This is a genomic window from Cohnella mopanensis (genome assembly GCF_022352055.1).
Lineage (GTDB): Bacteria > Bacillota > Bacilli > Paenibacillales > Paenibacillaceae > Cohnella > Cohnella mopanensis.
The window spans coordinates 45,112-58,428 of record NZ_JAKRWM010000004.1; the positions used below are offsets into that span (position 1 = coordinate 45,112).

A 13,317-nucleotide genomic window follows, 5' to 3' on the forward strand; every position below is an offset into this window, starting at 1 on the left:
ATACAATATAGAAAGCCGTTAGTGGAAATCCCACTAACGGCTTTTGTTGTTTCTTGCGCCCAATGGCTATTCCCCCTCTTTGGGAATCCAATCGAAAATTTCCCCGGATTCCAACGCATCGATAAAACGATCCAGCCATTTGTAGTAATTGAGGGCTTGCGTCATCTTGAGAATATCGAAATCGGCTTGGGAGACGAGCTTCTCGTTATCTGAGTTCTCTTCGCGGAGCTTGCGCATTTCCGCCAGAGATTTATTTAATGCGTTTATATTCATCTCCATGGATTTGCGCCATTTGATGGAGAAGTAATCTACGAATGCTTGATGCCAATCTTCCTCCACCTCGTAGAGGTCTTTCCTTGAGCCTTTTCCCCAAATTTTACTGATCATTTTCAGATCGACGAGCGTGCGCATCCCGGTACTCATGCTTGTCTTGCTCATTCCCATTTCCTCGCCCATATCATCCAGCGTAACGGGAGCGTCATGGAAATACATCATGCCGTACAAATGGCCAATAGACGTAGTGACACCGTATAGATCCATGTTGTTACCGATAGAATCGACGACGCGTCTGCGCGATTTTTCGATCACCTTGATATGTTGTTCATTTAATCCGTCGAATGGCGTCATGCCGTACACTCCCTATCTAGAAACGCTTCGGTTAGCGAAACGATAAACCCTAGTTCTTATTGTAGAAAAGAGTCTCGCTTAAGTAAAGATCATGGTCCGGGAGGAAGTGTAAGGAAATCAGAGTATACACTTAATATTGTACGTAAAGTTAAAACTGTATACTCTATACGGTCGTATATCCATTTTGACCCCTTTTGCGAACGAGGGCTACACTTGATTAAGCGGCTATATGAGAAAGATGAGAACTATCGAAAGGGGGATTGCTATGGCGATCATAGAAGTCCGATCGTTAACCAAAGTATTCGGCAATGATCCGAAGCGCGTTTATAGCCTGTTGGACCAAGGATGGTCTAAGGAGCGCATTGCCAAGGAAACCAAGCAAACGGTAGGGGTGAATCGGGTCAGCTTCGCTATCGAGCCCGGCGAGATTTTCGTCATCATGGGTTTGTCCGGGAGCGGTAAATCAACGCTGGTCAGATTGTTGAACCGCCTGATCGAGCCCACTTCAGGACAAGTTCTAATTCAGGGGAAAGACATTGTGAGGTTAAATGCGGAAGAGCTGCGCCAAGTCAGACGTAAGACGATCAGCATGGTCTTCCAGAAGTTTGCCCTATTTCCCCATCGTACCGTACTGGAGAACGTGGAGTACGGCCTTGAGATTCAAGGCGTAGCGAAAGAGGAGCGGCGGAAGAAAGCCAAGGAGACGTTGGAACTCGTCGGACTGGCAGGCTTGGAGGATAAGCTTCCTGATCAGCTGAGCGGGGGAATGCAGCAGCGGGTCGGGCTGGCTCGCGGATTGGTCAATGATCCGGACATCCTGTTGATGGACGAAGCCTTCAGCGCGTTGGATCCCCTTATCCGCAAAGATATGCAGGATGAATTGTTGGAGCTCCAGAACACGATGAGGAAAACGATTATATTCATCACGCACGATCTTGACGAAGCGCTAAGAATCGGAGATCGGATCGCTTTGATGAAAGATGGAGCAGTCGTTCAGATCGGTACGCCCGAGGAAATTCTGACCCATCCGGCGAACGCGTACGTGGAACGGTTCGTCGAAGATGTCGATTTGTCCAAGGTGCTGACGGCCTCTCACGTAATGATTCGCGCCGAAACGATCACGATGGATCGCGGGCCTAGGGTAGCGTTGCAGTTGATGCGGGATCGCGGGATTTCCAATCTCTATGTCGTCGATAAATCCCGGCAACTTATCGGAGTCGTTACGGCCGAAGATTCGGCAGCGGCTATTAAATCAGGCAAGGCGTTGGATGAGATTCTTATTCGGGATACGCCGATCGTATCGCCTGACGTGCTTCTCGGAGAATTGTTCGATGTCGTGAGCAGCGCGAAAATTCCGGTCGCCGTCGTCGATGACAGGCAGCGTTTGCTTGGAATTATTATTCGCGGAGCCGTACTTTCCGCACTTAGCGGAAATTCCGGTTCGGAAGCGGGTGAGTCCCGATGAACGTGCCTAAAATTCCTATCGGTAAATGGATAGAGTCGCTGGAAGCTTGGTTGGAAACAAACGCGGGACCGCTCTTCGAAGGCATTAAGCTGGTTATCGGTTCCACGGTCAACGGATTGGCCGATGCATTCAACTTCTTGCCCCCGTTGCTGATGATCGCTTTGATAACGGTGATCGCTTTCTGGATCGGAAGAACGAGACTCGCCCTATTTTCTCTGATTGGATTGTTTCTCGTATACAACCTGGGATACTGGGAGCACACGATGGAGACGCTGGCGCTTGTGTTGACGGCTTCGTTGATTTCCATCTTGTTCGGCGTGCCTCTAGGGATATGGTGCTCAAGGAACGACAAGGTACAGAAAACGGTCACGCCCGTGCTTGATTTCATGCAGACGATGCCGGCTTTCGTGTATTTGCTGCCGGCGGTTGCCTTCTTCTCCCTTGGTGTCGTTCCCGGCGTGATCGCATCTGTTATTTTCGGTATCCCGCCTACTATTCGGTTAACGAACTTAGGCATTCGCCAAGTTCCTGCCGATCTGGTAGAGGCCGCGGACGCTTTCGGCTCTACACCCATGCAGAAGCTCTATAAGCTTCAGCTTCCGATTGCGGCGCCGACGATCATGGCGGGTATCAACCAGACGATCATGCTTTCGCTCTCCATGGTCGTCATCGCATCGATGATCGGAGCTCAGGGGGTTGGGGCGGACGTGTACAGGGCGGTTACCCAAGCCAAGACGGGAGTCGGCTTCGAAGCCGGATTAGCCGTCGTCGTGCTTGCGATTATTCTGGATCGTATCACGCAGAATCTTGTAAATAAAAAAAGAGAAGGATGAGTGGCTTAGTGAAGAAAAATTTAAACTTGATGTTAGCGGCGGTTATGATCGTCACGCTTGTGTTGGCAGGATGCTCGAAGAAGGATAACGAAGGCGGAAGCAACTCTACGTCCAATAAAAAAGAAATTACGCTTGCTTACGTGGCTTGGGATTCGGAAATCGCCAGTACGAACGTGGTGAAGGAAGTGCTGGAAAGCAAGCTCGGCTACAAGGTCAAGATGCTGCAAGTAGATGCGGGCCCAATGTACGTGGGCATTTCGGACGGCAGCGCCGATGCGATGGTTGCGGCTTGGTTGCCTAGTACTCACGGTGAAAATTATTACGAGCCGAATAAAGATAAGTTCGAGGATCTCGGAGCGAATCTGGACGGGACGAAGGTTGGGCTAGCCGCACCGGCGTATATGGATATTTCCTCGATCGACGATCTGAAAGGGGAGGTTGGCAAGTCCGTCAACTACACGATCACGGGCATCGAGCCCGGAGCCGGGATCATGACGGCAACGAGCAAAGCTATCGAGGAGTACGATCTGAAAGGCTGGAAGCTGCTGGAGAGCTCTTCCGCGGCGATGGCCAAGGTGCTGCAGGATGCATATGCCAAACAGGAGCCGGTAATCGTTACGGGCTGGACGCCGCATTGGATGTTCGCCGAAATGGACTTGAAGTATCTCGAAGATCCTAAGAACGTATACGGCGGAGATGAACAGATTCATACGCTGGTACGCTTGGGATTAAAGGAAGATCAACCGATCGCTTACCAGTTTCTTGATCAGTTTGAATGGACTCCGGCGGATATGGAATCCGTGATGGTCGATATTTTCGGGGGAATGAGCGAAGAAGATGCGGCTAAGAAATGGGTGGCTGCTAACGAAGATAAAGTAAACAACTGGATCGCCGGATAAGGCAAATGTAATTGCCCTTCAGCTAAAGGGGCGGAGATCGCGCCCATTAGCTGAAGGGCGATTTTTTGTTTGGTGACAGTAAGTAACAACACGTCGAAAGGCTTGATCTTTCTCCGTCGCAGGTCTAGGTTCAAAAACATTCTCAAGACCATTCTTTCCCTTGTGGAAACAAATTACAATCAAATCCGTAGGCTTCCCGATCGAGATGGTGATGATCAATCGAATAAAATAGAGAAGTGGAGAGATTGTAGATGAAGTTTTTTACGAATTTTTCGTTGAGGAATCCGGTGGCGATTGTACTGCTGGTCATTCTGATCGCGGTTGGCGGTATTTATTCGGCGACTCAATTCAAGCAGGAGCAGCAGCCGGAGGTTGTGTTCCCGGGCATTATGGTATCGGCGGTATATCCGGGAGCGGCCCCGAACGAAGTCATGAACGATGTAACGTTGCCGCTAGAGAAAGTGCTTAGGAACGTGGAGGGCGTGAAGAACGTGACTTCCCAGTCCGCAAATAACGTCTCCATGTTGCAACTGGAATTTAGTTATAGCGACGATATGAAGAAGAAACAAGAGACGGTGAAGCAAGCCATCGGAGACGTGAAGCTCCCGGATGCCGTGCAGAAACCGGAAGTGATCTACTTCTCAACGACTAATCAGCCGATCATGTATACGACGGTGGCCGCTAGCGAAGGGGTATCGCAAGAGGAGTTCAATACGATAGTTAAATCGCAGCTCATTCCCGAACTGCAAGCGATCGAAGGGGTTAGCGACGTAGAGGATCTCGGTCTGAAAGACGACGGCGTATACATAAGGCTCGACGCGCCGATGATGGCCGAGAAAGGGATTTCCTACGATCAAGTGATGGGCGCCCTGCAGGCTAACAATTTGAGCGTTCCTCTTGGAGAAGCGACATTGGGCGAAAGTACGCTACCCGTATTCGTGGAAGGCGATCTACGATCGATCGAGCAATTGAAGGATTGGAGCTTAACGCCGGCAGGAGACGTAAAGCTAACCGATATTGCGCAAATCCAACAAGGCAAAGACCTAAGCGTCATTAGCATGACGAATGGAACTCCGAGCGTTACCTTGAACATTGTAAAGTCCGGAACCGCGAATACGGTGGAAGTATCGGATAAAGTTCTTAAAGCTTATGAAGAGGCGGAAAAGACCGGCAAGATTCAAACCTTCATCATGTACAACCGGGCCACGGACGTTAAAAGTTCGGTAAATACGCTTGCTCGCGAGGGCGCGCTCGGCGCATTGTTCGCCTCGATTCTGATTTTGTTCTTCCTGAGGAATTTCCGGGCGACGTTAATCGCGATCGTGTCCATTCCGTTGTCGATGTTGATCGCGATGATCTGCTTGAAGACTTTTACGGACGTGACATTGAATATTATGACCCTCGGGGGCTTAGCGGTTGCCACAGGGCGCGTAGTCGACGACAGTATCGTCGTTATCGAGAATATCGTTAGGCGGATGAGAGGAGAGAAAATCAATAAGGATTTGATCTTGTCCGGAACGATGGAGGTTGGCCGCGCGATTACGTCTTCAACGCTAACTACGGTTGCGGTATTTGCCCCATTGGGTTTGCTTCAAGGAATGATCGGCGGGTTTTTCCGCCCATTCGCCCTGACGGTCGGCTTCGCTCTGATATCTTCGCTCTTGGTTGCTTTAACCGTAGTTCCTCTGATGGCTTGGGCATTGATGAAGAACGTCAAGTTGAAAGAAGCCAAGGAGTCCGCGATGAGCCGCGGGTACAAACGTGTTCTGTCTTGGTCGCTCGGACATAAAACGATCGTGATTGTCGTTTCCCTATTGTTGTTCGTGGGCAGCCTGGTTCCGATCTTCGCGGGTAAAGTGGGGGTTGTTCTGCTTCCGCAGACGGATTATAAATATATGTTTGCTAGTATGACGATGCCTAAAGGAACTGCACTGGATACGTTGAAGAAGGAAACCGAACGCGTGGATGTCATCATCCGCGGGCATCAAGACGTTGAGAATTCCAACGTTGCCATTGGGGGCGGCATGGTTAGTGGTTTACCCAACGGGGCGGACTGGTTTATCGGATTGCGTTCGGATGCCGACTTGGATCAATTCGCGGATGAAATCAGCGCGCAGGTGAAAGTTCCCGATGGCGCGGAATTCAAAGTGATTAAAGACGATATGGGCGGCGGGGGAAGCGTAGCCATTTCGGTTACGGGATCATCGACCGATGATATTCGTGCGGCAACGGAGCAAATAACCTCGACGGTTAGCGGCCTTGAAGGAATGGATAGCGTAAGCAACAACCTTCAGGATGGAACGAAGGGCGTTGCGATCGAGGTCCGCCAGAAGGATGCATCCCAATACGGGCTATCGGCAGCTCAAGCTGCAATGATGTTGCGGCCGTTCCTGACGGAAGCTAACGCAGGCCGTATCGGAGACGGCTCCAAAGCGAGCGATCTATATCTGTCATTGAACGGGGCTTCTGTTGCGTCCGTAGAGGATATAAGCCAACTGAAGCTGCATACTCCGCTCGGTACCGATATTCAGGTGAAGGATATCGCCGACGTGAAGATGAAGCAGTTGCCTAGCACTTTGCAATACAAGAACGGGTCCGAATTCGCCACTGTAACAGCTACGATTACCGATAAGAACGTAAGCAAAGTGAATAATGAAATGGAAAAGGCGTTGAAAGGACTGACATTGCCAGCCGGAGTTGAATACTCGCTAGGCGGAAGCAATGAGGATATTAACCAAATGATGAGCGACATGCTGATGGCGATGTTGGTTGCCGTTGGAATGGTGTATATCGTAATGGTTGTCGCGTTCCGCGAAGGCAGAGCACCTCTCGCCGTTCTGTTCTCCTTGCCGTTCGCGTTAATCGGCGGCTTAGTCGGAACGATGGTCGCAGGCGAACCGGTGTCTATGTCCAGCATGATCGGATTCCTAATGCTGATCGGTATCGTCGTTACGAACGCGATCGTACTGATCGAGCGCGTGCAACAGCAGATCGAGCACGGGATGACCATCCGGGATGCGCTGATCGAAGCGGGAGGAACAAGGCTGCGACCGATTCTGATGACCGCGATCGCCACGATCTGCGCCCTCATTCCACTGGCTATCGGCTTAGGCGGAGGAAGCATCATCTCGAGCGGGCTGGCGGTCGTCGTCATCGGTGGACTCGCAAGCTCAACTTTGTTAACGTTAGTCGTTGTTCCGGTCATGTATGAATTGCTGTACTATAAGCGTTCCCGTAAGCAGCGCGCGATCAATTCGCAAGCAAGGGCGGGAGTGGCGGCGTGACGAGTATGTGAGGTCCTAAAAAATCAAAGTTAGTTATTAGCGGATGCTGTTTATCGCGAACTTGGAAGCTTCCTTCTCGGGAGACTTAGGAAACAAGCTGATTCCTGTATTCAATAGGAGTCGGCTTGTTTCAGTTTGCAGCATTAAACCCCATTTTTTTATTGTTACATAGCGAAAAAAAACTCTTGCAAACGCATTCAATCATCACTACAATAGGTCTAAAGATAGTGATGTATTATCAAACATCACTTGATAGCTTTATAACAAATAATCATTAAGGGGTGCAAGAATGAAAAAATGGTTTAGTGCTACGGTATTTATGATTGCTTTGGCCATGTTTGTAACAGGATGTGGGAATAACGGAAACTCAAGCAAGCCAAATGAAAACAGTTCTGCCCCATCCAAGTCTGCAAGTGAATCTCCTAAGTCTGTGGATAACGAAAAAGAAGTTCAAATCAGCTTTATTCATTGGCGCGGGGAAGACACCAAAGTTTTCAATGAATTGATCGCGAAGTTCGAAGGCGAAAATCCAAAAATCAAAGTGGAAATGAGCATATTCCCTTCTGAACAATATTTAGCCAATGCGCAAGCAAAGTTAATTGACGGGACAGCGGGAGATGTCTTCGCATCTTATCCAGGCGCACAATTCGAGACTATGTTTAAAGCGGGTCTCTATGCGGATTTGTCGGATGTGGGCTTTAAATCCAAGTATACAGAGAACTTGATCAAAGCAGGACAAAAGGACGGCAAGCAATATGCTTTCCCTTACCAGCTAGTATACAATCAGCCGATTTACAATAAAGCGATATTCGAGAAATTAAACTTGACTCCGCCAAAAGATTGGGAAGGGTTCCTTGCTCTCTGCGAAACACTTAAGTCGAACGGATACGTCCCGATTGCTTTCCCAGGTGCGGATATTGGTCCGGGTCAATTCATGAACTCGATGATGATGAACAACAACACGGACGAAGAAATTTGGGCTAAAGTCGAGACTGGCCAAGCGAAAGTTACAGATGAATGGTTTGTGAAAACGCTGTCTCAATTTAAGGAATTGAACGATAAAGGCTATTTCCAGAAGGATTCGCTAGGTACTAGCAAGGATATTGCCGGTTCGTTGTTCGCACAAGAGAAAGCAGCGATGTTGGCAACGGGATCATACATGCTGGCTTCTAACCTTGCGCTCAACCCTGAACTGAAGCAAGGACTTCTTGCTCCAATTACGGTGGCTGCTGATCAAGCGGTATACGAAGGTATTCATACGACCACATTCTTGCTTGGCGTCTCTGCGAGATCGAGCAAAAAAGATGCGGCCAAGAAGTTCGTCGAATTTTTGAGCCAAGCTGAGAACGCAGAGAAGTACGCAAACGAAACAGGACAGCTCGTGACGGTGAACGGGGTCAATTATTCGACTTCAGAGCTTCAAGAAACAGTGAGCTGGACCTCTAAGAAGACGCGGTTTCATCCTAGATATTTGATTTCTGTCGCCGCCATTGAGAAGGCTGTAACCTCTTCTATTCAGGAAGTCATTGGTGGAGTAGATCCGGTTAAAGCAGCTGAAAATGCACAAAAAATTATTGACCAAAACTTGAAGAAGTAATCCAGATTGGGGGATGTTCCATGTGCCAGCGAGCATATTGATCCATCCCCCTCTAGTTGACGGAGGATGGATATGAAACACAGTAAATCACTTTACCTGTTCATATTGCCGGGGCTGGCGATCTATTTGCTCTTCTTTGTATACCCGACAATCAATGGATTGATCTTATCCTTCTCCAGTTGGGACGGCTTTTCGGAGAGAAAGTGGATTGGCCTCGACAATTATACAAGAATGTTGACTGGCGATAGTATTTTTGTCAGGGCATTTCAGAATAATATGAAATTTATGATCAGCGTTGTCGTATTTCAAACGATTCTATCACTCTTCTTCGCGATCTTGTTGACCAAGAATACGAAGAAAAACGTAATTTACCGGGTATTGTTTTTCTTCCCGACGATTATTTCTTCGATCGCGGTAGCCTTCATCTGGGGATTTATGTACAACCCGAACGTGGGAGTCATTAATAGCTTTCTAGGAAACATTGGTTTGGATGCTCTTTCGAACAATTGGCTAGGAAATCCCGCCATGGCGATCTATTCGATTGCTTTCGTTCAAGTATGGGCGCATACCGGCCAGATGATCGTTCTGTTCGTAGCCGGATTGCAATCGATCCCCGAAGAGCTCTATGAAGCGGTGTATTTGGATGGCGCGAATCGCTGGCAAGCTTTTCGTAATGTGACGTGGCCGCTTGTCGCTCCCGCCGCGACGATTGTCGTGGCGTACACGACGATTCAATCCTTCAAAGCCTTTGATTTGATTTTCGCGCTTACGGGCGGTGGTCCCGCTTATTCAACGGAAATCTTATCGACCTACATTTATCATACGGCGTTCCAGAGTTCGGAGTTTGGTTATGCCGCTGCGCAATCGATGGGTTTCATGGTCATTATTGCGATCGTTACGATCGGCCAATTCAAGTTGTTGAGGGGAAATCGTGCCTATTGATACGCGGGCAGGAAAGGAAGGAACTCCATGAATCATCGGAATAAAGACACCGTGACAGGAAAGACCATGAAGACAATCGTGCTCTTGATGTTCAGTCTTCTCATCCTGTTGCCTGTATTAATTGTTGTGCTGGCTTCTTTTAAGCAGATGACCGAATTGTTCGTCAATCCGCTTGGTTGGCCGAAAACTTTCTCATTAGATAATTATGTTGTCATGTTTAAGGAGCAATCTATCGGCCGTTATTTCGGGAACAGTCTAATCGTCACGTTATCGACGATATTTTGTATCTTGTTGTTTGCCAGCATGCTTGCATACGCGATCTATCGATTTAGCGGGTGGAGATCCCTTGTAATCTACGGACTGTTCGCGGCAGGAATGATGGTACCGCCACAAGTGAACATGATTCCGATCTATAAGCTTGTAGCAGATTTGAAGTTAACTAACTCACTGGGTGGCCTGATAGCCGTATCCATCGCGATCTTCATGCCCGTCGCTGTGTTCATTCTATCTGGCTTCATGAAGTCGATGCCTAAGGAGATGATCGAGGCGGCTGCAATCGACGGATGCGGCGAGTGGCAGTCTTACTTCCGGATCGTATTGCCTTTATCTATGTCTTCGATTTCGGCATCGGCCATATTTCTGAGCGTAATGGTATGGAACGATCTATTGTTCCCTTTGCTCCTCATCAATTCCGAAAGCAAGAAAACATTGCCGTTGGCGTTACTGCAATTTCAGGGAGAGTTTATGACGAACTTCCCAGTTATCTTCGCAGGAGTGATTATCGCCTCTGCACCGATCGTGATCGCTTATATTTTTCTTCAACGTTATTTTGTAGAAGGCGTTACGGCGGGATCCATTAAAGGATAATTCCATCAGCGACCATTAAGCAAACCGCTTTCTATAAATAGGGAGGGTAAAGGATTGAGCAACTACGAACGCATACAACAGTTAAACTCTCACCTCACAATACATGTAGTTTCGGACGACAGTTTTAAGCCCTTCGGCAAAGTGATCCACGGATACGATTTTACCGATTTGCTTCAAAGGATGGAACATACGACGATACCTGAAGAAGGCAACCTATATGTTGCTTCATCGGAGCCTATCGAGCAATCGCCGATAATGTCGGTTCTGCAATCCAATTTCTACGGAGAAATGGACATTCAAATCGGATATTGCAATGGTAGAAATTCTACTTTGAATGGGTTGGAGTACCATAAATGCAGCGAGATTAATGTCGCGGCCACAGACCTGATCTTGCTTCTTGGGGATACAAGGGGAATTAGAGATAATCGTTATTATTCGGATGAGGTTCAGGCATTCTTCGTTCCCCGAGGGACAGCGATTGAGATGTACCAGACGACGCTTCACTTCGCGCCATGCAAAGTGACCGAAGAAGGATTCAAATGCGTGGTCATTCTGCTGAAAGGCACGAATGATCCCCTGGCGGGTGAGGTTAACCGCGTGACGGAAGAAGACGAACGGTTATTTATGAGGAATAAGTGGTTGCTTGCACATCCAGAACGACAAGTATTGATCGAAAGAGGGGCGCTCCCGGGCATAGTAGGAGCAAATATCTTTGTTCAATCGATTGGAGAGTGAACTTAATTGAGAACAGAAGAGCTGTCAACGAAAGGCCTAATTCTCCATCGGTCGCCAGATGGATTCGAGCTTGCATATAACGGATTGAAGCTCCTGCGGCATGATTCCGCATCTCCGATGCTGTATGTGGGTACGGGAGAAGAAAAGATATCGATGTATCGCGGCAACTTCGACATTAAGGATTATGTTATTGAAAGAATGCCTCTTCGGCATTGCGAGATTACCGAACACGAGAAGGGCTATTCCGCTATTTTTTCGATTGCCGCTGGACTTGATCCGATCCTTCGAATGAATATCGGAATCGTAGATAGCCGATTAAAACTCGAATTTGACAACGCGGCGGCTTCGTTGAACCGATTATGGATTCGAGTGGTGGCTGACCGTTCCGAGAAGGTGTTCGGTTGCGGCGAGCAGCTGTCGCACTTTAACCTAAGAGGCAAAAATTTTCCTCTCTGGACTTCCGAGCCGGGAGTGGGGCGAAATAAAAAAACGTATGTGACCTGGCAAGCAGACGTGCTGGATCAAGCCGGCGGAGATTACTATACTACGAATTATCCGCAACCTACGTTTGTTTCTAGCCACAAATACTATTGTCATGTTGAGACGACGGCTTACGCGGATTTCGATTTCAGACACGAGCAATATCATGAGCTTCAAACTTGGGAGATTCCTAAATACATTCTGTTTGAGACAGCCACTTCTTATTTGGAGCTAGTCGAGAAAATTACGGGCTTATTCGGGCGGCAGCCGGAGCTTCCGGACTGGACGTATAACGGAATATGGCTGGGCATTCAGGGCGGTACGGAAGTCGTAGAGCAGAAGCTGGCGAAAGTGCTGGAAAAAGGATTGCGTGTCGGCGGCGTATGGTGTCAGGACTGGCAGGGCAAGCGGATCACTTCGTTCGGCAAACGTCTGATGTGGAACTGGCGATGGAATCCCCAGGAATATCCTGCTCTTGATAGTAAAATCAGCGAGTGGAAGCAGCAAGGGATAAGGTTCTTGGGATATATCAACCCCTATGTCGCGATTGAAGGAGATCTGTTTCAGACGGCCAAGGCTTCAGGATATTTAGCATTGAATGAGTCGGGGGATACCTATTTAGTCGATTTCGGCGAGTTCTATTGCGGCGTGGTTGACTTTACCAATCCGAACGCTTTCGAATGGTACAAGAAGGTCATTAAGGAAAATCTGATTGACTTCGGTCTGGACGGATGGATGGCGGACTTCGGGGAGTATTTGCCTACGGATGTTGTGTTGCATAATGGAATCAAAGCTACGATTATGCATAATGCATGGCCGGTTTTGTGGGCTAAAGCGAACTATGAAGCGGTACAAGAAGCGGGTAAATTAGGAGAAATCGTCTACTTCATGCGTGCTGGGTATACAGGCATTCAGAAGTACTGCACCTTGCTCTGGGCTGGGGATCAAAGCGTGGACTGGACTCTGGATGATGGGCTGGCTTCAGTCATTCCGGCAGCACTGTCGTCTGGGATAGTCGGTAATGGCTTGCATCATAGCGATATTGGCGGTTATACAAGCCTTCACGGCACCAAGCGTTCGAAGGAATTGTTTATGCGTTGGGCTGAGATGGCCGCATTCACCCCCGTAATGAGAACGCACGAAGGCAATCGTCCTTATGATTGCTGGCAGTTCGACAGCGATGAAGAAACGTTGGAGCACCTTGTCCGAATGACAGATGTTTATGTCATGCTTGCTCCTTATACGAAGGAATTGGTACGCCAAAATGCGCAGCAGGGCATTCCGCTCCAAAGACCTTTGTTTATGCACGATGAGGATGAGGAGAAGGGGTACGACGTGCAATATGAATATTTGTACGGTCCGGATCTACTCGTAGCGCCGGTGTACGAAGCCGAGCAAACCTCTAAAGAAGCTTACTTACCGTCCGGAGAATGGGTACATCTATGGAGCGGAACGGTCTTTGCGGGCAGGAACACGGTTACTGTGGATGCACCATTGGGTTATCCCCCGGTCTTTTATCGGAAGGGCTCGCCAAATACCCAATTATTTGAACAAATTGCTGCAAGGTAACATCAAGAGATTCCAGAGG

The 13,317-nt window shown here is 48.5% G+C and carries 10 protein-coding genes; 9 read left to right on the forward strand and 1 reads right to left on the reverse strand.

Going from position 1 to position 13,317, the window contains the following annotated elements; all coding sequences use genetic code 11:
• Positions 1-66: 66 nt before the first annotated feature.
• Complete coding sequence (locus tag L3D05_RS07630; RefSeq protein ID WP_239615428.1) at positions 67-627, reverse strand: GbsR/MarR family transcriptional regulator; 561 nt, start codon at positions 625-627, stop codon at positions 67-69.
• Between the two features lie 265 nt (positions 628-892).
• Between L3D05_RS07630 and L3D05_RS07635 the strand changes: the two genes are divergently transcribed.
• From L3D05_RS07635 to L3D05_RS07675, 9 genes are all read left to right on the forward strand, one after another.
• Positions 893-2,092, forward strand: coding sequence for a quaternary amine ABC transporter ATP-binding protein (locus L3D05_RS07635; RefSeq protein WP_239615429.1), 1,200 nt, complete (start codon positions 893-895; stop codon positions 2,090-2,092).
• Positions 2,089-2,925 carry an ABC transporter permease gene (locus L3D05_RS07640; protein ID WP_239615430.1) on the forward strand — a complete coding sequence of 279 codons (837 nt, stop codon included), beginning with the start codon at positions 2,089-2,091 and terminating at the stop codon, positions 2,923-2,925. Before L3D05_RS07635 ends, L3D05_RS07640 begins: the two co-directional genes overlap by 4 nt.
• 8 nt (positions 2,926-2,933) lie before the next feature.
• Entirely contained in the window at positions 2,934-3,824 is an 891-nt protein-coding gene (locus tag L3D05_RS07645; protein ID WP_239615431.1) for a glycine betaine ABC transporter substrate-binding protein, read from the forward strand.
• A gap of 251 nt (positions 3,825-4,075) precedes the next feature.
• The gene (locus L3D05_RS07650; RefSeq protein ID WP_239615432.1) at positions 4,076-7,108 is read left to right on the forward strand and encodes an efflux RND transporter permease subunit; all 3,033 of its coding nucleotides are present in this window, start codon (positions 4,076-4,078) and stop codon (positions 7,106-7,108) included.
• A 289-nt stretch (positions 7,109-7,397) separates the two neighbouring features.
• On the forward strand, positions 7,398-8,705 hold the full coding sequence (locus L3D05_RS07655) for an ABC transporter substrate-binding protein (RefSeq protein ID WP_239615433.1): 1,308 nt from the start codon (positions 7,398-7,400) through the stop codon (positions 8,703-8,705).
• Positions 8,706-8,777: 72 nt separating this feature from the next.
• Positions 8,778-9,647 (forward strand): carbohydrate ABC transporter permease, encoded by an 870-nt coding sequence (locus tag L3D05_RS07660; RefSeq protein WP_239615434.1) that lies wholly within the window; start codon positions 8,778-8,780, stop codon positions 9,645-9,647.
• A gap of 27 nt (positions 9,648-9,674) precedes the next feature.
• Positions 9,675-10,514 carry a carbohydrate ABC transporter permease gene (locus L3D05_RS07665; RefSeq protein ID WP_239615435.1) on the forward strand — a complete coding sequence of 280 codons (840 nt, stop codon included), beginning with the start codon at positions 9,675-9,677 and terminating at the stop codon, positions 10,512-10,514.
• Between the two features lie 54 nt (positions 10,515-10,568).
• Positions 10,569-11,249, forward strand: coding sequence for a DUF4867 family protein (locus tag L3D05_RS07670; RefSeq protein WP_239615436.1), 681 nt, complete (start codon positions 10,569-10,571; stop codon positions 11,247-11,249).
• A gap of 6 nt (positions 11,250-11,255) precedes the next feature.
• Positions 11,256-13,298, forward strand: a complete 2,043-nt coding sequence (locus L3D05_RS07675; RefSeq protein WP_239615437.1) for an alpha-glucosidase — start codon at positions 11,256-11,258, stop codon at positions 13,296-13,298.
• The last annotated feature ends 19 nt before the right edge of the window (positions 13,299-13,317 follow it).

Bases quoted from the DNA above. Each gene is read 5' to 3' on its own strand.
- L3D05_RS07635 (WP_239615429.1), top strand. From the start codon at position 893: ATGGCGATCATAGAAGTCCGATCGTTAACCAAAGTATTCGGCAATGAT.
- L3D05_RS07650 (WP_239615432.1), top strand. From the start codon at position 4,076: ATGAAGTTTTTTACGAATTTTTCGTTGAGGAATCCGGTGGCGATTGTA.
- L3D05_RS07655 (WP_239615433.1), top strand. From the start codon at position 7,398: ATGAAAAAATGGTTTAGTGCTACGGTATTTATGATTGCTTTGGCCATG.
- L3D05_RS07640 (WP_239615430.1), top strand. From the start codon at position 2,089: ATGAACGTGCCTAAAATTCCTATCGGTAAATGGATAGAGTCGCTGGAA.
- L3D05_RS07665 (WP_239615435.1), top strand. From the start codon at position 9,675: ATGAATCATCGGAATAAAGACACCGTGACAGGAAAGACCATGAAGACA.
- L3D05_RS07630 (WP_239615428.1), bottom strand. From the start codon at position 627: ATGACGCCATTCGACGGATTAAATGAACAACATATCAAGGTGATCGAA.
- L3D05_RS07660 (WP_239615434.1), top strand. From the start codon at position 8,778: ATGAAACACAGTAAATCACTTTACCTGTTCATATTGCCGGGGCTGGCG.